Annotated in this window: 23 protein-coding genes; 1 reads left to right on the top strand and 22 read right to left on the bottom strand. The window is 44.7% G+C overall.

The genetic code is table 11. The annotated features are described in order from the left end of the window. Positions 1 to 24: 24 nt before the first annotated feature. From BUA56_RS18405 to BUA56_RS18325, 18 genes are all read right to left on the bottom strand, one after another. Entirely contained in the window at positions 25 to 1917 is a 1893-nt protein-coding gene (locus BUA56_RS18405) for a sensor domain-containing diguanylate cyclase (protein WP_072854244.1), read from the bottom strand. Positions 1918 to 2053: 136 nt separating this feature from the next. Then, positions 2054 to 3325, bottom strand: a complete 1272-nt coding sequence (gene purD, locus BUA56_RS18400; RefSeq protein ID WP_072854243.1) for a phosphoribosylamine--glycine ligase — start codon at positions 3323 to 3325, stop codon at positions 2054 to 2056. 5 nt (positions 3326 to 3330) lie between these two features. Continuing rightward, positions 3331 to 3957: a phosphoribosylglycinamide formyltransferase gene (gene purN, locus BUA56_RS18395; protein ID WP_072854242.1), complete on the bottom strand. Its 627-nt coding sequence runs from the start codon at positions 3955 to 3957 to the stop codon at positions 3331 to 3333. Beyond that, entirely contained in the window at positions 3951 to 4976 is a 1026-nt protein-coding gene (purM, locus tag BUA56_RS18390) for a phosphoribosylformylglycinamidine cyclo-ligase (RefSeq protein ID WP_072854241.1), read from the bottom strand. The genes purN and purM overlap by 7 nt, the downstream gene beginning before the upstream one ends. A 30-nt stretch (positions 4977 to 5006) precedes the next feature. Then, positions 5007 to 5513, bottom strand: a complete 507-nt coding sequence (gene purE, locus BUA56_RS18385) for a 5-(carboxyamino)imidazole ribonucleotide mutase (protein ID WP_072854240.1) — start codon at positions 5511 to 5513, stop codon at positions 5007 to 5009. 87 nt (positions 5514 to 5600) lie between these two features. After that, a complete protein-coding gene (locus BUA56_RS18380; protein WP_242946794.1) occupies positions 5601 to 7682 on the bottom strand; it encodes an aminopeptidase in 2082 nt (693 codons plus the stop codon). Beyond that, positions 7675 to 8265: an HD domain-containing protein gene (locus BUA56_RS18375; protein WP_072854239.1), complete on the bottom strand. Its 591-nt coding sequence runs from the start codon at positions 8263 to 8265 to the stop codon at positions 7675 to 7677. Before BUA56_RS18375 ends, BUA56_RS18380 begins: the two co-directional genes overlap by 8 nt. A gap of 4 nt (positions 8266 to 8269) precedes the next feature. Beyond that, entirely contained in the window at positions 8270 to 8584 is a 315-nt protein-coding gene (locus BUA56_RS18370; protein ID WP_072854238.1) for a hypothetical protein, read from the bottom strand. Positions 8585 to 8588: 4 nt separating this feature from the next. Then, positions 8589 to 9074 carry a VanZ family protein gene (locus BUA56_RS18365; protein WP_072854237.1) on the bottom strand — a complete coding sequence of 162 codons (486 nt, stop codon included), beginning with the start codon at positions 9072 to 9074 and terminating at the stop codon, positions 8589 to 8591. Positions 9075 to 9142: 68 nt separating this feature from the next. Beyond that, positions 9143 to 9295: a hypothetical protein gene (locus tag BUA56_RS23230; RefSeq protein ID WP_167594282.1), complete on the bottom strand. Its 153-nt coding sequence runs from the start codon at positions 9293 to 9295 to the stop codon at positions 9143 to 9145. Between the two features lie 19 nt (positions 9296 to 9314). Next, entirely contained in the window at positions 9315 to 9989 is a 675-nt protein-coding gene (gene pyrE / locus BUA56_RS18360; RefSeq protein WP_072854236.1) for an orotate phosphoribosyltransferase, read from the bottom strand. Between the two features lie 85 nt (positions 9990 to 10074). Then, positions 10075 to 10977: a dihydroorotate dehydrogenase gene (locus BUA56_RS18355; RefSeq protein WP_347563305.1), complete on the bottom strand. Its 903-nt coding sequence runs from the start codon at positions 10975 to 10977 to the stop codon at positions 10075 to 10077. Next, positions 10977 to 11771 (bottom strand): dihydroorotate dehydrogenase electron transfer subunit, encoded by a 795-nt coding sequence (locus BUA56_RS18350; RefSeq protein WP_072854234.1) that lies wholly within the window; start codon positions 11769 to 11771, stop codon positions 10977 to 10979. The genes BUA56_RS18355 and BUA56_RS18350 overlap by 1 nt, the downstream gene beginning before the upstream one ends. A 19-nt stretch (positions 11772 to 11790) precedes the next feature. Beyond that, positions 11791 to 12714, bottom strand: coding sequence for an orotidine-5'-phosphate decarboxylase (gene pyrF / locus BUA56_RS18345; protein ID WP_072854233.1), 924 nt, complete (start codon positions 12712 to 12714; stop codon positions 11791 to 11793). A gap of 37 nt (positions 12715 to 12751) precedes the next feature. Next, positions 12752 to 14026: a dihydroorotase gene (locus tag BUA56_RS18340; RefSeq protein WP_072854232.1), complete on the bottom strand. Its 1275-nt coding sequence runs from the start codon at positions 14024 to 14026 to the stop codon at positions 12752 to 12754. A gap of 767 nt (positions 14027 to 14793) precedes the next feature. Further along, positions 14794 to 15486, bottom strand: coding sequence for a hypothetical protein (locus BUA56_RS18335; protein WP_072854231.1), 693 nt, complete (start codon positions 15484 to 15486; stop codon positions 14794 to 14796). Between the two features lie 28 nt (positions 15487 to 15514). Further along, the gene (locus BUA56_RS18330) at positions 15515 to 17935 is read right to left on the bottom strand and encodes a hypothetical protein (protein ID WP_072854230.1); all 2421 of its coding nucleotides are present in this window, start codon (positions 17933 to 17935) and stop codon (positions 15515 to 15517) included. Positions 17936 to 18622: 687 nt separating this feature from the next. Beyond that, positions 18623 to 18889, bottom strand: a complete 267-nt coding sequence (locus BUA56_RS18325; RefSeq protein ID WP_072854229.1) for a hypothetical protein — start codon at positions 18887 to 18889, stop codon at positions 18623 to 18625. 195 nt (positions 18890 to 19084) lie between these two features. Here BUA56_RS18325 and BUA56_RS18320 point away from each other — a divergent pair, with 195 nt between their 5' ends. Then, positions 19085 to 19285, top strand: a complete 201-nt coding sequence (locus BUA56_RS18320; protein WP_072854228.1) for a cold-shock protein — start codon at positions 19085 to 19087, stop codon at positions 19283 to 19285. 169 nt (positions 19286 to 19454) lie between these two features. Here the strand turns inward: BUA56_RS18320 and BUA56_RS18315 are convergent, their stop codons facing one another. The 4 genes from BUA56_RS18315 to BUA56_RS18300 form a co-directional block, all read right to left on the bottom strand. Next, positions 19455 to 20420: a D-2-hydroxyacid dehydrogenase gene (locus BUA56_RS18315; protein ID WP_072854227.1), complete on the bottom strand. Its 966-nt coding sequence runs from the start codon at positions 20418 to 20420 to the stop codon at positions 19455 to 19457. Between the two features lie 244 nt (positions 20421 to 20664). Beyond that, complete coding sequence (locus BUA56_RS18310) at positions 20665 to 21528, bottom strand: phosphogluconate dehydrogenase C-terminal domain-containing protein (RefSeq protein ID WP_072854264.1); 864 nt, start codon at positions 21526 to 21528, stop codon at positions 20665 to 20667. 87 nt (positions 21529 to 21615) lie between these two features. Next, positions 21616 to 22548, bottom strand: a complete 933-nt coding sequence (locus BUA56_RS18305) for a transketolase family protein (RefSeq protein WP_072854226.1) — start codon at positions 22546 to 22548, stop codon at positions 21616 to 21618. Beyond that, the gene (locus BUA56_RS18300) at positions 22548 to 23369 is read right to left on the bottom strand and encodes a transketolase (protein ID WP_072854225.1); all 822 of its coding nucleotides are present in this window, start codon (positions 23367 to 23369) and stop codon (positions 22548 to 22550) included. Before BUA56_RS18300 ends, BUA56_RS18305 begins: the two co-directional genes overlap by 1 nt. Positions 23370 to 23395: the final 26 nt, after the last annotated feature.

Here is a 23395-nt window from a genome sequence, read left to right as displayed (position 1 = left end):
CCCTCTTTTTCAAATCCTGGAACACTAACGCTCTCTGTTCCTTTTTGACTGATACATATTGTGATCCGAGAGACTCAAAAGTTCGCGGTAGTCTCTGCCGTCCTCCGGATAATATGCACAGCCTACAGAGAACCGGACCGGAATCTCCTTGGAGTTGCTAAGTTCAACCGTAGAGCCCTTCATTGTCAGAAGAAGTTCCCTGATATGTGCAGACAGAACTTCCCTGTCCCGGCACTGATACAGGAATACCACAAACTCATCTCCGCTAATCCGTGCCAGTACCTGCTTTTCTGCTTTGCAGGACCGAAGAATCACGGCAATCCCCTGAAGATAACGGTCACCGTTTTCATGTCCATAGTCATCATTTACTTTCTTCAGATTATCTGCATCCGCCATGAGAATGACTGCATGCCCAAGTTCCTCAGGGGCCTTGAAAAGTTCTTCCATTTTTCTGTAGAAAGCCCGTCTGCTGTAAAGACCAGTGAGAAGATCAATATCCCTCTCTTTTTCAATATGCTGCTTCTCAACCATGTCTTCCGTCACATCAATAATAATGCCTAAGATACTATTGGCATTAGAGAATGTGTTCATTCTGATAAAATGTTCCCTCTCTCCGGGCAGCCGGTACACATCCTTACCCCCTGTAACCGGATGCAGACGAATATCTTCCAGCTTCTTTTCAAACAGTACATGATCCAGAAGAAGTTCCCTGGCCTCCTCCTCTGTCAGCATTAAAATATCCGCCACTCTTCCGGTAGCCATTACCCGTTTCATATCCTTATTGTATTCGTAGACACCAATGGGAACCCTGGCCGCTTCCAGTATCTTAGTCAATTTATTTGTGGTATCCAGAAGACTGTCTACCATCAGGTTAATTCTGCCGCTCAGCTCCTTGAATTCAGGGGTAGTTTCCACTTCTACCTTAGTGTCAAGATTCCCCTTTGTAATCTTCTCCAGTCTCTGATTTACCGAGGAGATTCCCCTGACCACATAGTAATCCATATATTTCGAAATGGACACTATCATGATAATGGAAATCAGAACCAGGTATACAGCCGTGAGAAGACAATTGCTGTTCACGTCTTTGTATAAGCCGCGGTTGGATTCCGTAATCCCCAGGATCACCGAATCCCCATCTGTAAATACGCAATAGCTGTCCTCCCCGTTTACCCTTGCAGAAAATCCCTGATTCATCTTTGTTCCCGGATCTACGCCAACGTCTGTTATGCTCTTTCCTGCCAGTTCCCCGTCGGTGCATCCTAAGATCTGGTAGGTACCCGGATCTATGGCGTAGATGGTTGTCCCGGAGTCAGCTGTCACAAGAGAAAATATGTACGACAGCTCATTCTTTTTCATGGATTCCAGAACCCGGTCAGGTTCAAGCCCGATCTGAACAATCCCCTCCCCGTCCTCTCTCCAAACTGCAGCATACTGCATTAATTTTTGTTCGGCAGTGTTGGGCGTGATGTCCTGACATAACTCCAGTTCCCTGTCTTTTAGCATAGGCAGAAAGAACTGCATTTGCTCACCGGACGTAAAATTAAGGCCAAAATACTTTGGCTCTGATCCGGCATACAGCGTTCCTTCTTTGTCAAAAAGATGGAACTCATCTACCTGGAGAAGTCTGGCAATCTTTTCCATCTCCTCCTGATCCTCTGTAATCTCCGGCCTGTACTGGAGAATATATGCTGCTGCTTTGGCGCGGATCAGGCAGTTTGCCTTCAGATCTTCCTTCACCTGTTCCGTCTCTTTTTCATTCTGTTTTAGAATCTGGTTAATCTGCCAAAACTTATTCTTGGCATCCAGATACATGTCATTGCGGGCATTATGGACCTGGAGCACGTAATTCAGACAGAGGGTAAGAATCATAAATGCAAGTATTATCGTGGCCAGCCTTTTTGTAATCGCTTTTTTCATATTTGACACCTTGTTCATTTATTTAAAGCATCTATTTTATTTATTTTAATACTTTCCTGCAAAGATAACAAGATAAACCCAAAGAAGATGAAAAAGGGCCGCCTCTAATCTGTGACTAGAGATAGCCCTCTGTTATCTACGCTTCATCAATTGCTTTTCCTATGTCATTTCTATGATACTTATTCTCGAACTCGATCCAGTCAATGGCCTTATACGCGTTTTTCCTGGCTTCTCTCAAGTCCTTCCCCTTAGCCGTCACTCCCAAAACGCGTCCTCCATTGGTTACGATCTCACCGTCTTTAAACTTGGTCCCTGCATGGAAAACGTAGTATCCATCCCTGTCTTTAAATGCTTCCAGACCGTGGATGGGGAATCCTTTTTCATATGCCACAGGATATCCGTCCGATGCCAGCACTACACACACTGCCGCATTGTCTTCAAACTGCAGATCAATCTGATCTAAAGTTCCGTCCACACATGCTTCTACTACCTCAATAATGTCATTTTTCATTCTCGGAAGCACTACCTGGGCCTCAGGGTCTCCAAACCGCGCATTGTATTCCAGAACCCTGGGGCCTTTTTCTGTAAGCATAAGGCCAAAGAAGATGATTCCCTTAAAGGGTCTTCCTTCCGCCGCCATTGCATCCACTGTAGCCTGGTAAATATTCTCTCTGCAGAAAGCATCCACCTCTTCGGTATAGAAAGGGCTCGGGGAAAAGGTTCCCATGCCCCCTGTATTCAGTCCCTCATCATTATCCTTGGCACGTTTGTGGTCCTGGGCAGAAGTCATGGTCTTAATCGTTTTACCGTCCACGAAGGAGAGAACAGAAACTTCCCTTCCGGTCATAAACTCTTCGATGACCATGATATTTCCTGCTGTACCGAACTGCTTGTCCAGCATAATGGTTTTTACCCCTTCCTGAGCTTCTTCCAGGGTATTGCAGATCAGAACACCTTTTCCCAGCGCCAGTCCGTCGGCCTTCAGTACTATGGGATATTCTGCCGTCTCCAGATAGTTCAATGCCGCCTGGGCGTCTGTAAAGTTTTCATAGGCAGCTGTAGGTATGTTATATTTTTTCATTAGATCCTTGGAGAATGCTTTCGATCCTTCCAGAATAGCAGCATTTTTTCTAGGGCCAAATACCCGGAGCCCCTCTGCCTCGAAAGCGTCTACGATCCCCCCAACCAGTGGATCATCCATGCCCACTATGGTTAGATCCACCGCATTCTCCTTTGCAAATGCAGTTAATCTGTCAAACTCCATGGCGCCTATTTCTACACATTCCGCATATTCCGCGATGCCCGCATTTCCCGGTGCACAGTAAATCTTATCCACCTTAGGACTTTTGGCCACGCTCCACGCAATGGCGTGTTCTCTTCCTCCGCTTCCAACAATAAGTACTTTCATCTTGTCTACTCCTTAATTCTGACCTTGTGATCCACAATCTCTACTTTATCATTTGCAATCAAATCAATGGCTTTCGGCATAATAACCCATTCTGCCTCCTCCATCACCCTCTGCTGGAGGGTTTTGGGGGTATCCTCCTGTAAAACCTCCACAGCCTTCTGCAGAATAATAGGTCCCGTATCGGTACCGTCATCCACAAAATGTACCGTTGCTCCGGTCACCTTTGCTCCACGGGCCAGAACACCTTCGTGAACCTTCAGCCCGTAATAACCGGTACCGCAAAACGCAGGAATCAGAGCGGGATGCACATTTATTATTTTGTTGGGATATGCATCAACCATTTTTTTAGGAATCACTACCAGACATCCGGCCAGAACAATCAGATCCACCTGATAAGACGCCAGTTCTTCCAGGAGCGCATCATAATATTCTTCTCTGCCCGCAAATGCCTTAGGGGAGATACATTTCCCAGGGATGCCGGCCTTCCTGGCCCGTTCCAGGGCATACACGCCCGGGTTGTTGCTGATGACAACCTCTATCTTGGTGTTCGTAATCGTTCCTTTGGCAATTCCATCGATAATTGCCTGAAGATTCGTCCCTCCTCCGGACACAAGTACTGCCGCCTTTAGCATAATTTCACTCCCTTTTCTCCTTCTTCCACGCGTCCTACCACGTAAGGAGCTTCCCCTGCGGCTTTGATGGCTTCCATCGTTTTATCCACATCGGCAGCGTCAACAGCCAAAACCATCCCAAGTCCCATGTTATAAGTATTGTACATCATTTTCTCGTCAATCTTGCCTTGTTCTGCCATCATAGGGAAGATAGGGGGGATTGGATAACTATCCTTTTCAATAACTGCACAGACACCCTCTTTGAGCATTCTGGGCACATTCTCATAAAAGCCGCCGCCAGTGATATGGCTGCAGGCACGTATCCGCACACCGGCATCCTTTACACTCTTCAGAGCTTTTACATAAATCTTGGTAGGAGCAAGAAGCGCCTCTCCTAATGTACTGCCCAATGCGTCATAGTAAACAGCAAGGGATTCCTTTGTCATATCGAATACTTTTCTAACCAGGGAAAAGCCGTTGCTGTGCACTCCGGAGGAAGCCATGCCGATCAATATGTCTCCCGGCTTCAGATCTTTCCCTGTAATCAGATCCTTTTCATCTACAATGCCCACGGCAAATCCAGCCAAATCGTATTCGTCTTCCGGATAAAATCCCGGCATCTCAGCTGTTTCCCCGCCGATAAGGGCGGCATTGGACTGCGCGCATCCGTCTGCTACCCCTTTAACGATCTCAGCAATTTTTTCCGGTACATTCTTCCCGCAAGCGATATAATCCAGGAAAAACAAAGGTTCACCCCCGGCGCAGGCTATGTCATTGACACACATAGCCACACAGTCGATTCCTACGGTGTCATGCTTGTCCATAATAAATGCCAGCTTCAGCTTTGTACCCACCCCGTCTGTTCCTGATACAAGGGTAGGCTTCTCCATGTTTTTAAAAGCATCCATAGAAAAGGCTCCGGAAAACCCTCCAATATTCGTCAGGACCTCCGGTCTCATGGTTTTCCTGATATGCTCCTTCATTAACTCTACTGATTTGTAACCTGCTTCAATATCAACACCTGCTTTTTTATAATCCATTTTTCTCCTCCGTATCTTACTGGATGCTTCTTACTTTGTATAATTTTTATAGCCTACAGCCTGCAGCTTTTCATCTTTGGCAACCACCTGCTCTTTTAACTCTTCCGTGTATGCTTTCAGTCTTGCCAAAAGCTCAGGATCTGAGGTGGCCAGAATCTTGGCTGCCAGTATTCCGGCGTTGGCACCGCCGTTGATTGCAACCGTTGCTACAGGTATGCCTGAAGGCATCTGAACAATAGAGTAGAGGGAATCCCTTCCACCCAGAGAGGTTGTATGCATAGGAATTCCAATGACCGGCATCGGGAAAATTGCTGCGCACATACCCGGCAGATGAGCCGCCATGCCTGCACCTGCTATAATTACCTTGAATCCTTTTTCTTCTGCTGTTTTTGCATATTCAAAGAATACGTCCGGTTCTCTGTGAGCAGAGATTATCTTCATCTCATAATCAATCCCCAGCTTTTCCAGCATATCTGCCGCCTTGCTCATAACAGGCATATCAGAGTCACTACCCATAACAATTCCAACTTTAGCCATTGTCATTCTCCTTTTTTCTTTTGATTAATCTTTATCATATGCTGCCAGATAAAAACAAGAGCAGCCATATTACCTTTATCAATTTTACTAAGACTTGTAATTCTTGTCAATGTGAATTCCGCCCTCAAACGGCCGGTTCAGCTCCTCTGTGCCCGGAAGGACAAATCTACCATCCCGGATCACTGCTGTCTCTCGCCCGTCCGGCATTATGACGGCAACAGACTCTAATTCATCATAGGGTATCGTAATATCTGTATGACATCCCAGATATGCTTTGGAAATGTCCTCCCTGCGGAGAATGGATACCTCATTGTCCCTGGCAATGATTTCCTTCCCATCCGGATTGTATACCGGGGTATCCTCCGCCCAGCTGTAGCAGGTGTCTCCCACAGCAAAATGCGGGCCCATCTTCTCAGCAATCAGAATAGGAAGTTTTCCTTCAATTCCATACTTCCTGGCCATAACATAGGCAGTTGTATTCGTGCCAATGGCAAATTCCCCCATAGGGAGTGTATCATGATGAAAGAGCAGATTCTCAAAGATATACTTTTTATTTTCTTCCTCTGAGTCAAAGTTTTTACAGGAATAGTCTGAAATCCTGCCGTCTTGGAATGTAATCTTCAAATCCCTGTAGCAGAGCTCATTCAGGTATACCTGGCTTACGTGAAGGATTCCCCGGGTTCCCTTTAACAGAGGCGAGGTAAAGACCTCCCCCACCGGAATATTCACATCCGCCACGCAGTTTTCAAAGTTTGTCTGTCTCTTTGGGTCTGCCAAAGGATGCAGGGCAATGGTCAAGTCTGTCTGATTGCCGCCTTGTCCCTTAATATGAACCCTGTCTCCGGTGTCCAGAGCATCAATAATCCTCTGCTGAATCTGCTGATAGAGCTTATAATCCAGGGTATTAATCTTTACCGTCTCACGGAAAATATCCGGAAAGTCCTCTCCTATCTCAGGTACGGGGTAGGCAATAATTGTAAAGCTTCTCTCTTCTCCTTTGATATAGCGGTTTGTAATTTGGCCTGCTTCACTGTCATAGGTTACCTGAAGCTTTTGCTGGGCTTTAGAGAGCTGCATGGCCTGAGGACAGGACATAGGTACAAACGGCTCCTCCCCGAACACCTCCACCACCGCAGGCCCCCCGTGCACAGCGGCCAGTTCCTTCATTTTTTCATATGCCACCTGCATCACTCTGAGCTTTCTCTGCACAAATTCCTGATCCAGATACAGAGCGGCGTCCCCCCTGTGATCGTAATCATACTGCTTATTGGGAACTGCACCATAATAGCCGATGCGCAGGTGCTGTCTCTTATTGACTGCGTGGCTTGCCGCCCGGTAGATCACCGGCTGCAGTCCCATTTTTTCAAACTGAAGAACGGCCGCCCTTATCATCCTTTCAAATCCCAGCTGATAGCGTATATTTACAGTCTTCTTCTTTTTGATATCCTTCCCGGTTGTCTCAAAGCCAATCCTGTATCCCTCTGTATAAGTTGACGCCATTGCATCAATTTCCTCCTGGGACAGCGTATTTAAAAAGGCAGACACCCGACAGATATTATCTGAAATATACTCGCCGAACAGATAAAGATACCTCTCATCGCTGAGGTCCTCTTCCATAATGATATCTCTGGCGAACGAAAGAGAAGGATCCAGTGATTCGCGCACCCGATAAGCCGCCATCTCATCACTGTAGTCGCTTATATACCAGTACAGGGTCTCCCTTAGAGTTTCTGCTTTCGGAATCTCCTCCTGAAACATAGTGTAGATTTCTGCGAAAAGCTCTGCGGCTACCGTAAAATCCCATTTTCTTTTCTCATAAGCATACACAATCAGACCTCTGATCTCTGTATATAAAAAGCTGAGCAGCTGCCCATACTCTTCTCCGAGAACAGAGACCGCATATGCCGGATTCCCATAGGAGGTCCCATAGTTGGCCGGCAATATGTCTTCGTACAGCCTGTCATTCCATTCCTTCAATTCCTCTTTTGCCGCAGTCTCTGCCCAGCCGCTCAGCATTTTTTCCAGAACCTGGGCTGTAAGACCAATAAATCCTGCGGTCTTCCGGAAATACTCCCTGAAAGGTTCCGGCACAGATTCCTCCCTATGAATTTCTCCGATGCGTCCGGTTACCAGCTGGTAACGCTCGTCAATCATCTCTTCTTTACTCATTTTTTAAATTCCCACACTCCACATTTTTATCGATCAGCTGCTGCATATAAGAACGGATGACTCTGGACCCCTCCCCTGTGTGTTCATTTCGCTTCATAACCTGAGATTTCTTTACCTCATGTTCTCTCCACGACTTTCCGTCCGCAGCATTGTTAAGCATCAGCGGCTGAAAATTATCCAGGGTATGGGCAAACTTTGCCTCAGGGGTCTTTGCAAGCTCAAATTCTTCCCAAAGTTCCTTACACATATCTCCCTGATCCTCCGGAAGGAGGCCGAAAATCCGGTTCGCCGCCCGCACTTCCCGTTCTCTTTTTGTAGTATTGCCGGCATCGTCATATGCATACGTATCCCCCGCATCGATCTCTACGATATCGTGGATCAGCACCATAGTCATCACCTTCACCAGATCCAGCTCTTCGTTGGCGTGTTCCCTGAGAAGCACTGCCATAAGAGCCAGATGCCAGGAATGCTCCGCATCATTTTCTTTTCTTTTCCCGTCAGACAAATATGTCTGCCTGGTAATGTTCTTAATTTTGTCTACTTCCAGAATAAAATCCATCTGTTTTATCAGCCTGTCGTCCATCCATCTACACTCCTATCAAAAATAATCCCAGCCAGCCCACCATCAGAACACCGTTGGCTATCGCCCCTACCTTGCTGTAGGTATATGCCCGGTTCTCTATGGAGAAGCTTTTTAATCCAATGATAAATCCATAGACTGATACGCCTATGGCCACCAGTCCCATAGCTCCCAGATACAGGCCGCCCTTTCCCTGAAAGGCGAAGGAAAGAACTGCCCCTGTGAGAAACAGAAGGACAGAGATCAATGCCATAACCGAAGAGGTAATCCCCCCCTCTGACTGTTTCTTCCTGGCAAATGTGTATTTATATCTTTTTCCCACCTTCTCATCTCCTTTTCCTGCGCTTGTGTTCAAACTTTATCTTATAAATCCCGTGGAAAACTGCAAATATCAAATATCCCAGTACTGCTCCGGCCGTATTCAGGATCATGTCATCCACATCAAAGCTTCCTACCTTTCCAACCAGCTGGATGCATTCCACACAAAGGCTCAAGGCAAATCCGGCAAATCCGATAAAGAACAAGTTTCTGGTATTGCGGTTTATCACAGGAAGAATCAGGCCAAATGGGACGAATCCGACTACATTGCCCACCAAATTGGTAAAAACAGCTACAAACCCTAATTGTTCCCGGTAAACCCAAAACCTTCTGATCTCTTTTAACGGGGTGAGATTATATCGGTATACTCTCTCTGCCCCTTGTCCTCTGCCAAATCCCTCAGAAAAAAACAGGAAGTAGATGAGAACAAGAATATACAGCACAAACAGGATCGTACCTATCCTTTTTATTCGCCGTTTTGTTTCTTTCTTCAATTTTTCATTCCTCATTCCAGACAGTTTAAAAAGTCACACGGTCCGCGTGTGACTTTTCTCTATAGATGTTAAATCATGATCTCGTATTTTTGTTTTATCAATTTGCCGCCGTTTATGATTAACATCGTTCCCGCAGCAATCCCTGTTACTAATACTATAATACCCAGGACAAGATTCCATACACCTGCCCTTGACACCATTTTGTATATCTTTTCACTCATTGCGAACACTTTCCTTTCTTTACTCGGCACCATACTGTTCATAGTATCTGTCGATGGCTTCTTTCATTGCGTCGTCAATTACTACTCTTCCTTGGTATTCTCTATTGTATAAGTGTTCTACCACTTCTGCCATGGTAACAATGGCTGTGGTCTGCAGTCCGTATTTTTCTTCAATTTCTTTTAATGCACTTTTGGTACCTTGTCCCCGTTCCATGCGGTCCACGGAAACCACCAAGCCTACAGGTGTTACATCCCCCTGCGCCCTGATAATGGGCAGAGTTTCCTGTATGGAGGTTCCGGCTGTGGTTACATCCTCGATGATCACCACCCGATCCTTATCCTGAATGGGGCTTCCCAGCAATATACCTTTATCTCCATGGTCTTTCACTTCTTTCCGGTTGGAACAGTACCGGATATCTCTGTCGTACAGTTCGCTGATTGCCATAGTTGCTGCCACAGTCAGAGGGATCCCCTTATAAGCCGGTCCGAATAATACGTCAAAGTCCAGTCCGTAGGCGTCATGAATGGCTTTTGCATAATACTGCCCCAGTCTGCGAAGCTGCGCCCCTGTTCTATAAAAACCAGTGTTGACAAAAAATGGTGTCTTTCTTCCGCTTTTTGTAACGAAATCCCCAAATTTCAACACCTGACAATCTACCATAAATCCAATAAATTCCTGCTTATATGCTTCCATGTGAGTCCTCCCGAATCGATCTTTATGCCCTGCTTTTTATCTGCAGCAGAATAGCTGGGGCTCTCGTCCGTGTGCTATTCCTGTATTATTTTACCACACCTATCAGTTCTTGGATATCCTGAATTTTATTTTTCTGCATATAAGACTCTATCCCTTCAATCACATCCAGTGTAGCCCGGGGATTAAAAAAGTTTGCAGTGCCCACTGACACAGCGGTAGCCCCTGCCAGAATAAATTCCAGGGCATCCTCAGCCGTGGCGATCCCACCCATACCGATAATGGGAAGTTTTACCGTGTTGGCCACCTGATATACCATGCGCACCGCCACCGGCTTTACACACGGTCCGGAAAGTCCCCCCGTACGGTTGGCAACTGCAAAGGTTCTTTTATTAATATCAATCTTCATTCCTGTGAGTGTATTGATCAGCGACAGTACATCTGCACCTCCGCACTCAGCAGCTCTTGCCATCTCCGTAATGTCCGCAACATTAGGACTCAGCTTCATAATTACGGGCTGTCTGGCATACTTTTTCACAGCCGCGGTAATCTCTTCCACGGCAAAGGGATCCTGTCCGAAGGCAATGCCTCCTTCCTTCACATTTGGACAGGAAATATTGATCTCCAGCATATCTATGTTTTCGTCGGAAAGGCGGTCAACCACCCGGCAGTACTCTTCTTTTGTCTTTCCGCAGACATTTACAATTACTTTGGTATCAAACTTTTCCAGAAAAGGAAGATCTCGTTCACAAAACACCTTCATCCCCGGGTTCTGAAGACCAATCGCATTAATCATGCCTCCGTAAGTCTCAGCGATTCTGGGGGTGGGATTCCCGGTCCAGGGCGTGCTGGCCACTCCCTTTGTCACTACCGCCCCTAAACGGTTCAAATCAATTAGTTCGCTGTACTCCACACCGGATCCAAAGGTGCCCGAGGCTGTCATCACCGGATTCTTAAGCTCTACGCCGGCCAGGCTTACTTTTGTATTTATCATAATTCTACCTCCGTGCTTAAGAAGACAGGGCCGTCTTTGCAGACTCTCTTATTATGCACTTTTGAGTGTTCGTCTATCTCTTTTGACTGGCAGACACAGGCCAGGCAGGCTCCCACACCACAGGCCATTCTTTCTTCCATGGAGATCCAGCACTCAATCTCCATCTCCTGCGCATAGGCTTTGATGGCCCTGAGCATTGGTGCCGGTCCACAGGCAAAGATAATCTCCGGCTCCCGGCCCTCTTCCTTTGTCAATCCATTGGCCATCATGGCATCCAGAACATTTCCCGGCGTGCCGGCGCTTCCGTCCTCGGTAGCCGTATAGACCCTGCCGTATCTCTTCAGTTCCTCCTGGAGAAAAAGTTCATCCCGGTAACCTGCAATGATATGCTTGTCCCCGTCCAGTGCCTTTGCCGTTTCTACCATAGGGGGAATTCCTATCCCGCCCCCCATAAGGAAGACTCTTTTTCCGGCAGCACGCTCCAGAGGAAATCCATTGCCCAGAGGGCCAAGAATGGAGAGCCTGTCTCCCGCCTTCAGCATTGAAAACTCTTCCGTTCCTTTTCCCACTACCCGGTATACCAGCCGCAGACTTCTTTTATCTTCACTGACTTCACATATACTGATGGGTCTGGGCAGCACCCGGCTCCCATCACGGCTGTATACGGAGACAAACTGTCCGGGGCTTGCTTCTTTCGCAATCTCTTCGGTCCTCAGCCACATGCTGTATACATCACTGGCGAGTTTCTCCTGGCTGAGTATCTGACTCATCTCATTTGTTTTCTTTGACATATGCGTTTCTCCTGTTCTCTTATCTTTCCAGGGCACTGCTGATATCCTCTATCATGTCTAGTGCTGCCTGGCGTGCGGAATCACCAAAATTTTCAGGTCCGAATTTCGCATATTTTTCTTGTTTGTAGGATGCGATAATGCCCCTGGAGGAATTTACAATCGCTCCCAGTCCATCTTTATTGAAGAAATGAACCAGATCCTTTCCCTGCCCGCCCTGTGCTCCATAGCCCGGCACCAAGATATATGCCTTCGGCATAATCTTCCTCAGAATCTTTCCCATCTCCGGATAGGTGGCGCCTACGACTGCACCTACATAACTGTAGGTATCTCCCATATGGGTTTCTCCCCACTCTGCCACCTTTTCGCCCACCAGTTCATACAGTGGTCTTCCGCTCACCAGCTGATCCTGGAAATCTCCGCTGGAGGGATTGGAAGTCTTTACAAGCACGAAGATTCCCTTGTTTTCCTCTCTGCATACCTCTATAAATGGTTGGATGCTGTCTGCTCCCATATAAGGATTCAGCGTTGCAAAATCCTCGTCAAAGCCCGCATAGGTCTTGTCACCCACTTTTACTTTTCCCAGATGGCCCACTGCATATGCAGCGGAGGTTGATCCGATATCACCGCGTTTTATATCTCCAATCACTACCAGATCCTTTTCTCTACAGTAATCTACTGTCTTTTTAAAAGCAGTCATTCCTGGAATTCCAAATTGCTCGTACATAGCAATCTGAGGCTTTACTGCAGGAATTATATCATAGGTCTTATCAACAATCTCTTTGTTAAACTGCCAGACCGCCTCTGCTGCACCCTCCAAAGTCTCTCCGTATTCCTGGAATGCCTTCTTCTGAATATGAGCCGGAATGTAGTTCAGCATAGGATCCAATCCCACTACAATCGGCGCGTTTGTCTTCTGTATTTTTACTACCAGCTTGTTAATCATCTGTATTCCTCCATATTATCATGCTTCCGATTCATTTTTAATCCTGATAAACGATTTGTCCGTCACAGATTGTCATTTTCACTTTTCCGGTAACCTTACGTCCGTGAAACGGCGTATTCTTACCTTTAGAATCAAACTTTCTGGCATCAATGATATATTCCGCCTTTGGGTCTATAATCACAACATCCGCAGGTTTGCCCACTGCAAGAGAGCCCCGCTCACTGCCGATCACCTGCGCCGGATTATAGCTCATCTTTTCCGCCATCTGCATAGGCGTCAAAATCCCCGGCTCCACCAGTTCACTGATGGTAAGTGCTACCGATGTTTCAAGCCCTACTATCCCAAAAGGAGCTTTTTTCATAGACTGGCTCTTTTCTTCCTTGCTGTGAGGTGCATGATCGGTACTGATCACATCCATAATATTATTCTTCAGCCCCTCTTTTAAAGCCTCTACATCCTCTTTTGTCCGAAGAGGAGGATTCATTTTATAGTTGGCATCATTCTCTTTGATGTCATCGGTAGAAAGGGTAAAATGGTGAGGGCATACCTCCGCAGTTACGTGGATTCCGTCCTCTTTGGCCATCTCTACCATCTTCACACTTTCCCCCGTGGAACAGTGGCAGAGATGGAGTTTTGCCCCGGTATCTCTCGCCAGCAGAATATCTCTCGCTATGATTACGTTCTCCACAGAATTGGTAATCCCCGGTAGTCCCAGTTCCCTGGCTTTTTCATCCGCATTCATGCAGCCGCCGTTCACCATATTAATGTCTTCACAGTGAGCCAGAACCGGTATGCCGCAGGCTGCTGCTATTTCCATTGCTTCCTTATATAACTGCGCATTCATTACTGACTTTCCGTCTTCACTGATGGCAGGAATTCCCTCCTCCACCATGCCCCTGATATCTGCCAGCTCCTCGCCCTTTTGTCCCATGGTGATAGCACCCACTTGAAGAACATGGATAGGCGCCAGCTGTTCCGCCTTTTTGTGAACATAACGCACCCGGTCCGGCCGGTCAATCACAGGCTTCGTATTGGGCATGGCCAAGATTGTGGTAAATCCCCCTCTCGCCGCTGCCCGCGCCCCGGTAAGAATGTCTTCCTTATATTCCAGCCCGGGATCTCTCAAATGCACATGTATATCTATCAATCCGGGCATAACAAAACAGCCTTTCGCGTCAATCACCCTGGCTGCCTTTACTTTCAGCTTTTCGCCGACTTCTTTTATCTTGTCATCCTGTATAAAAACATCACATACTTTATCCGTCTGGGTGTCCGGATCCAGAACACGTCCATTCTTGATTAAGATACTCATATCTTTTCTCCTTTTAAATACATCGATATTTACAGATCATATCTTGATTTTAATAGTATCATACCCATTTTCTTTCGTCAAATTATACTTTGACGTACGGAACGTACGCCCGCCCGCAGGGCATGCATCACGGGATGCCCTTTGGGGTATACTTTATTGTATAGAATAGCACGGTTACTGAGGCAGGAATAAGTCCAGGCAGGATTGCAAACCATCTTAAGGATGCAATCCCTCACCCCTATCTGTTCAAACCCTGAATTTTTTCATGTTCATTATGCCGCTAATCCTCACGGATAGCGGAAGCAAGTTCTCAAACCCTAAGGAAATCGAATATGACCGACAGGGAAATCTGAAGAAACGATTTTTTTACTACTATGCTCAGAACCAGGTCAGAAAAGCTCTGCTAAGAGCAACCATGAATTCATACGGTATATCCGCCCAAAAGAACATCTTTTGATAAGCTGACACAGGATGATATCGGATTCCTCCAAACGAGGGGAACCTTATGTCATCTTTTTGTGACAGATAGAAATAAGGATGCCAAAAGGCCGGGAGTTGGCACTGCCATCCCTGGCCTTCTGACAAAACACGTTTAGTACAAGTTTTCCACAACAACCATCCCCAGACCCGGACTTGCATAACATAACATTCATAGTAGAAATGGCATTTACTTTAATAAAGTTACATCAGCCCTGAAATTCAACCTCTTTCGGCCTTAAGTTGACAACTTCGCTAGCGCCCCCACTCAACTGTTTTATCATAGCTTTTTATAGAGGTGCTACACTTAATATTTCTACTTGATTATCGCTGATTCTCATCTTAACGACAGAGTCATTAGACTTAATTGTACAGACATCCTCTTCCCAGGTAACATAGGAGAAATATTGATAGTAGTCCTTTATGTCTCTATATGTACAGTTCATCTCAAGTATTGAATTATCTGTATCATTATAATACTCATTGTCACCCTCATTTCGCTGTATATAGTATGCTGGAAATGATATTAAAGATCCTGGAAAATCATCTCCATGCATCGGAGTTATTATTTCCAAAGAGGCGGCATATAGATTTTTAAAGGTATGTTTTTCCATTAGACTTATTGTCACATAAATATCCTTTGTCCGTATTCTTATGTCAGAATCGGAGAGATATTCTGTGGGATAATTTACTTTTACTAAATCATATATTTCTTCGATCTCCTTTTTAACATAAAAAATTTGCGTAGCTCCATGCCCCCAGTTTAACTGCATTTCAAAGGGGATCTTTACTTTAAATTGCCCATCACCACTATTTAATTCAATATAGCTGGAATTCGGAATACAAATAACTTCACTCCGAACGAACACGATACCTGCTACGGATACACAAAACAGAACAATGACTCCCAAAATCTTATATTTTTTCTTATAGAATAAAAACACAATAATTCCCAGTAGAATAATAAGTATCAGAACAGACATCTATAATCCCTCCCCCTATAACTTTAATTTAATGAATATCGGAACCGTAGACTGTATTAAAAGATCCAAACCCAGAATATAGAAAATTATATGCAAAATCTATATAATCAATGTAACGGACACTTTCCTCCCATCCATCAAATACAGCTATCATAGGATAATATAAAATATCTGTACCCTGCATTACTGTGTAAACATAATACCCTACTATGGCTACAGAGTGATTCTCATAATATCCCCTAGCTATGTTCATAACAACCATATGTGAATTTTCCAGCTCATCCATTATCTCATTTTTATAACTCCATATATATTTACCGTGAGATCTGATATCCCTGCCATATTTAGCTGCAGTATCTTGTATAATGTTATTAATTTTAAGCGGATTAGTTCCATGTTCTGTAGTATAGCCATAATTGACAGCAACCTCTTTAACTTTAGGATACATCTGCATTTCATCTTGCTCTAAAAAAGGCTGGTTTGAGCGTACATGGAAGCACAATAATCGGGTTATTGCTCCTAATGTGCAATTATTATCATCTGTCTCACTAAGTATATTAAGAGTGTAAGGTTTACAACTCGATATTTTGAACCCAGATCTGGTAATGATTGAACAACCGTACCTATCTTCTAGATATGCCTCACAATCAATGATTCCACCATAACCGGCCCCATCCTGGCCATCGTAGGTTTCCCCTTTATAACTTTTATCGCCACCTAAATACTTTTCGGCCTCGGGGGAAAACAAGTATATAATTTGACTTACAGTTTGTTTTCTCATTAGATCATTCTCGTTTAATTCTTGGTCTGTAATCTTTAGATATTGAGAATATGTATTAGATTTTAGTTCAAGAAACTCATTTGCACTTATTCCATTACCGTTTAGATCAGCATATTGGTCGTCCCCATTCATTATAAGTACTGAGTCAAAGATATAAATTCGCTCAGCATTATCTGGTAATACCTTATCTACTTGATAATCTTTAACTATGGGCGATCTAAAACCAGCTGGTATAATAATGTAACCGTTTTTTCTATTTCCATTTCCCTCATCTAAAAAAAAGTTGTAAGCATTAAAAGAAGCATTGTCATTGGCATCATACACACTAAATTGGTTTAATAGCTTAACACGCCTGACATAATATTTAGCCTGTTCAAGACTGCCAAAAGAATAATATTTATCAGCTATTAGCGTTTTAGCAAGTTTTTCTACATCTATTTCATACGGGTCATCGGTGTATAAATTCTCTATTGATGCTTTTTCATCTGATGCCCGGATGGCATCAATAATTTTATCTTCCGGGATTTCTGCTATTGAATCAATAGAAGGGACGCTGCCAATGGTATTATTCTCTACAGATATATCTCTTGTCAATGGGAAATAAACCTGTATCATTCCACCACCCAAACCCAAACTAATTATATTATCAAATTTTGCCGTATAGGCTTCGAATTTACTCCCAAAACGTGCGCCTGATGTGGTTTCCCAAATCGATTCAGAACCAACATCGCTATGTCGCGGAGTGATTCTAGTATTAAATATGGCATCAGAAGTACTTGAATAATCATCTACATGAACACTTTCCGACGAAAAAGTCCAGGAGTTTTCAGGAAAATATCCTGATAAAGAGACCTCGGGAATGGAGAAACCTTCATTAGATTCTGGTCCCCACGCAACTAATGATTGAGCTCCTATAGTATCTGAGATATCATTTAATCCACTAAAATCGATCCCCGTCTCTAAAAAAAGTACATCAGCACCTATATAAGCCTCCATGGTAGGTTGCATATTAACGCTTGTGTTTTCAATAACATCATACATATATTCCTGGGTCTCATCGCAAAATCCTAATTTCACAATTGTAATATCAGTAGTAGCTTCACCAAATATCAAAGAAGTACTCTCGTCGATTTCATGGCTTAACAATGTTTTAACTATTTTTACCTGTATATCTTGAGATAATTCATTGCTTTCTTCTTCCTGTAAAGACTCACATATCATTGACTCTAAATATTGATCAGCTTGAGATGAAAAGGACTGAAAATAAATTTCTTTAGAACCATCTACGAATACGGCAAAGATATTAGCCTCACTGTCTATGGAGTCCATGTCTGTAGCCATAGGCAATCCGTTATTATAGTATAAAATGGATTGATCATTACTTTGTGATGATTCATCATGTACATAATAGGCTATCTCTTGGCACAGTATATTGTCTGCAACTTCTAGTTCTTTTAAATCAGTAGTGGTTACGATATCTGCTTGTTCCAGAATTTCCTGAGGCAGTTCTTTTTCAAAACTATTATTTTCAATTTCAGTGTCAGACTTCCTATAGTCTATGATTACGGTGTTATTTTCTGTTTCCTTAGCAGAAATAGGGATGCTATTTTGCAAAGCTAGTAGTACCATGGTAAGACAGACAACTTTTTTCCTTAATGTTTTCTTCATCTCATTACCTCCCGTTTTCAAATAAATATAAGTTGGTTACAAATACTTTTGCTCTCCTTCCTTTCTTTAATTTGTTAAAATAAAAAACATCTGTTTTAGATATTTTCTTGTCTACTTGACAAGAGTATACCATCTACAGATGCTTTTTCTTCTATTCAGTTTTTACATCCACAAATATACTAAACTATATCTGAACAGCCTCTGACTAAGGGAAATCATACCCAACACAGTGATTACGTTCTGGAATCATACCAGATTCGCTTTAAAAAATTCAGATATTTATATTTTTTATTAATTATTACAGTTAATTATGTACTTTTATCATATCATATCTGATATAAGAAATCAACTTTAATTCTTATCTCACAACAATAAAAAAGTAGTATTACAATACATATATTAAAACCGAATAATAAGAAAAGCGGAAATACTGCTAGCGAAGCACTACTGACGGATGGAATAACGCGGGGGAACTATTCCTGGTAAAGGCTCACTTCACATTCACGAAAAACGTGTGGGTTTGACTTTATCAGCTTAATCACAGAAGTAAACAGCTCATGGTTTGATATTCAGCCTATTACTTTTTAATAACCAGGTGAAAGTGACGCTGGGGCGGAGGGGAAGACAGGGGCCTGGGAGGACAGGAGGGGGCTGGGGAAGACGATTCGGAAGAAGTTTTACTGTCTCTTAGGCAAAAGCGGTATCCCCGGAGGAGATTTTTTCGGCAGTCCAGGCCGAAAAAAAGTGAATCACTGGCCGGGAATGCATCTCAGGCATTCCTGGACTGTGTGAACGGTGCTCCGCAGGGGATGCCGCTTTTGCCTTAGAGACAGTGAACGACTGGAGTGTCTTCCCCAGCACCCTCCTGTCCTCCCAGGCCCCTGTCTTCCCCTCCGCCCCAGCGTCACTTTCACCGTCCGTCCCCTCCTTTCCTTTTTGATCTTTTTTTTGCAAAACTCTTATTTTTTTCCTTGACTTTTTCCAGTTTTCAGACTATACTTAATGGTGTCAAAGGATTTATTGGATGTAAAGTAATTCACTAGTTATTAGAGATTATATTTATACACAATATGATCTGTAATAGCTGGTGGATTTTTTATTTTCCAGTATTTTTATCTATTATTTATTTATATTTATGGAGGTAACATCATGAACAAAGGAACTGTTAAGTGGTTCAATGCGGAAAAAGGTTATGGATTTATTACTGGAGAAGACGGAGCTGACGTTTTCGTACATTTCTCTGCAATCAATGGCGACGGATTCAAATCCTTAGAAGAAGGCCAGGCTGTATCTTATGATTTAACAGAAGGCGCTCGCGGAATGCAGGCAGCTAATGTAGAAAAATTATAATATAAAGCGAAGTTGAGGACTGCTCTTATTATGTAAGGGCAGTCCTTTTTTGCTGCTCCGGCAAATGTCAGAAAAAACCCCCGGGTATGGCAGTACCTGGGGGTTTTAGGGGGAATAAATCTTATTTTTTAGGTTGATGTTTTGTTTTTGGCTTAATTGGGTATTTCTTTTATTTATTCACTACATTGATTGGATTGCCGGCAACGAAGGCTTTTAAGTCTTCTACAGCAATGTCCATCAGTCTCTGTCTGGATTCCTTTGGAGCCCAGGAGATGTGCGGTGTGATGATGCAGTTCTTTGCCTGCAGAAGGGGGTTATCTCCCTTAATGGGCTCTGTGGATACTACATCCAGGCCCGCTGCCGCTACTTTTCCGCTGTTTAACGCATCCCTTAAGTCTTCCTCCACGATAAGAGGACCTCTGGAGTTATTGAGAATGATAACACCGTCTTTCATCTTGGCAATGTTTTCTTTGTTAATGATTCCCTGTGTAGATGGGAACAGCGGGCAGTGCAGGGCTATAACGTCAGCCTGGGCGAATAATTCTTCTCTGCTTACATATTCTGCAATTTCCTTGCCGCTGTCGTTTGGATATTCGTCGTTGGCAATTACTTTCATACCCAGAGCTTTTGCAATACGGCCGGTTGCCTGGCCGATTCTTCCAAAACCAATAATTCCCATAGTTTTGTCCGCCAGCTCAATAAGGGGATAGTCCCAGAAGCACCAGTCCGGGTTACTCTCCCAGCGTCCCTCATGGACTGCCTTGTCGTGATGGCCGATGTGATGGCAGATCTCCAGAAGCAGGGCAATGGCAAACTGACCTACTGCTGCGGTTCCATAGGTAGGAATATTGCATACCGGAATGCCTTTGGCTTTTGCAGTGTCAACGTCAACTACGTTGTATCCTGTAGCCAGAACACCCACATATTTTATATTCGGGCATGCGTCGAATACTTCTTTGGGAAGAGGAGTCTTATTGGTAATGACCGCTTCTGCATCACCAATCCTGTCAATTACTTCCTGCATATCTGTCAGAGATGTGCGGTCATAAACCGTAAGTTCCCCAAGTGCTTCCATATCTCCCCAGGATAAATCTCCCGGATTCTCTGTATAGCCGTCTAAAACAACGATTTTCATACTAATCTTATCCTTTCTCTTACTCTCTTTACCCTTACGTCGTAACATGGTATGTTATGATGTAAATATAACACCCGCGTAGCGCCTCGTCAACTTTTTCTTTGCTTTGTCTATACATGAATTAGTTGAGTATGGCAGTCTTTCCACATTAAGATAAAATTCTTTATTTTTGGCAAAATGGTTTTACTTTTCATATGCCCCGGCGTACCTTCCCGGAGGTGTGCGCCGGGACCGGGTTTCAGGATTAGATCTGTGGATTTTCCGGATGCAGCATGGTTGCGATTACTTTGTCCAGGACCTCATCTTTCCAGATGTCTTTCCAGTTTTCTCTCATAACCAGACGGTTTCCAAGTCCGATGGCCACTTTGCACGCATCGGATACCGGTGGGTTTCCGGGGATATAGCCCAGGAAGTTAGCTGACAGATTATAGATATGGCCGGTCAGGAAGGAGACTGCTGCTTCTTTCGGAATGCCTCTCTTTACTGCTTCTTCCACGGTCTCTGCCATGGCATATAAGCAGGTAGCTCCCAGAAGCTCTACCAGGGTAGGCTCTAAGAATGCAATCTGCTCAGAGGACATCACATATGCATGCTCTACCGGCGCATACATCTGTTTTGCCACTTCCACGCACTGTGCAAAACGGTCATCGTCTCCCTGAATCTTAGACATTACGATATCCTGTTTTCCGCCCATGCCGCCGAAACGGTCCTGGCGTGCTTCAAAGGTATCCTGATCCAGGAAATAGGAGGGATGGCAGGGATGAGCTACTCCAAAGGTGCAGTCCTCTCTTAAGGTCAGCTCTCTTGCCACTGCTGCTGCAGGGTCCAAGATGATGAATCCGGTTCCCGGTTTTAACTGGGGTACATAGATAGCGGAAAGTTTTCCGATTAGAGTATCCGGCACTGCGAACACCACTACATCTGCTTTAGACAGCGCCTCTTCTACCGGAGTAGGCTCAAAGCCCCTGTCTTTAATACTCTGGATTCCTGCCTCGGTTGCTTCTACCAGAAGCAGTTCGAAATCCTCCGGCTTTTTTGCCAGGTTGTTGCTGGTTCTGGTTCCCATTTTTCCCCCGGCACCGATTACACTTACTACGATTTTGCTCATGATCTCTTCCTCTTTTCCTTTTGTTCTGGCACACCGGTTTTGAGAACCGGTATGCCGCTTATAGGTCATTGTATTACTGATTGTGAATTATAAATTTTCTTTTACAGTCTTTGCGATATTCTCCGGTGAAAATCCGTAGTAATCTGCCAGTTCTTTGGCAGGACCGGACTCTCCGAAGGTGGTAAGTCCCATGCGCTTTACGAATTTCGGGGCGTTCTCAACTGCCAGCTTGCTTATGTATGCTCCCATGCCTCCGTTTACATTGTGGTCCTCCACAGTCACAATCTTCTTAGCCTTCTTAATAGCCTCGATGATCTTCTCTGGATTCTTTCCGTATAAAATGTTGATATCTCCTACAGTCACGTTCACGCCCTGCTCTTTTAACAGGTCTGCGGCTGCCAGTACACGGTCCAGGACAAATCCGCTGGATAAGAGCAGAGTGTCATCCCCGTACTCTCTTAAGATGGTGATGCCGTCCGGTGAGAAAGAGGCTTCTTTCTCATAGACATCTGCTTCTCTCCCGCTTCCTGCTCTTACATACACCGGACCGTCAATCTCTGCCGCCATCTGTACAGCTTTGTAGGTCTGGGGACCGTCTGCCGGGGTTAAAATGGTGTAGTTTGGTATGTTGGAAAGGATGCCCAGGTCTTCATAGAACTGATGGGTAACCCCTTCCCTCTCCCCGCCCAAAAGGCCGGAGTTGATTCCCACAAACTTTACATTCAGGTTCGGGTAAGCTACAAAGGTACGCATCTGCTCGCAGGCACGCATGGTCATAAACCCTGCATAGGTGCCCACAAAGGGGGTCAGTCCTGCAGCTGCCAGCCCTGCGGCGGTATCCACTGCATTTTGCTCGGAGATTCCCACCTCCACGTACTGATCCGGATATAACTCTGCGAATTTGGTTGCACGCATTGCTTTTAATGAGTCAGGTGAAACAAACATAATTTTGTCATCTTTTGCTGCTAAATCGATGAGTGCCGCAGCAAAGGCTTCTCTCGTTCCCTTGAATTCTGCCATTATTTCGCACCTCCTAATTCTTTCACTGCCTGCTGGTACTGTTCGTCTGTGGGCACTCCTTTGTGCCATGCATTGTCATTTTCCATGAAAGAAAGTCCTTTTCCTTTCACACAGTCGCACACGATAACGCTTGGTTTTCCCTTGGCTGCCTTTGCTTTAGCGATGGCTGCCTTAATGGCGTCAATATCATGGCCGTCGATTTCCTGGGCATCCCACTGGAAGGCCTCAAAACGCTCTTTGATGTTGTTGGCACCGATGGTCTCCTCCACGGAGCCCCCGCTCTGCCAGCCGTTTTTGTCTACGAATACAATGAGGTTATCCAGCTTATGGCCTGCCGCGGAGTTAATGCCCTCCCAGCACACGCCCTCCTGAAGCTCCCCGTCTCCGGCGATGACGAATACATTGTAGTCTTTCTTTCTGTATTTGCCGGCCAGGGCCATTCCCCCGGCAATGGAAATACCATTTCCTAAGGAACCGGACGTCATATCCACCCCTTTGGTTTTATTCATAACCGGGTGTCCCTGGAACTTGCTGCCCAGGGCTCTCAGCTTAAAATCTTCGATCTTGTCTCCAAAGTATCCTTTTTCAGACAGGGCCGCATAGTAGATAGGGCAGGCGTGTCCTTTGGATAAGATAAAACGGTCTCTGTCTTCCCAGTCCGGGTTAGCGGGATCGATTCTCATCTCATCAAAGAACAGAGTTGCCACGATGTCTGCAATAGACAGCGCTGGTCCCGGATGTCCGTCCTTTCCTTTATAAACCATGTCCACAGCTGTCATTCTCAGATGATTTGCCATTTGTTTCAGTTCTGCGGTATTCATGCTAAAACCTCCTTAAAATATGTTTT

The organism is Lactonifactor longoviformis DSM 17459 (genome assembly GCF_900129135.1).
In the GTDB taxonomy this organism is placed as follows: Bacteria; Bacillota; Clostridia; order Lachnospirales; family Lachnospiraceae; genus Lactonifactor; species Lactonifactor longoviformis.
The sequence above is the reverse complement of the archived record's forward strand: the minus strand, read 5'-3'. Positions and strand labels throughout refer to the sequence as shown.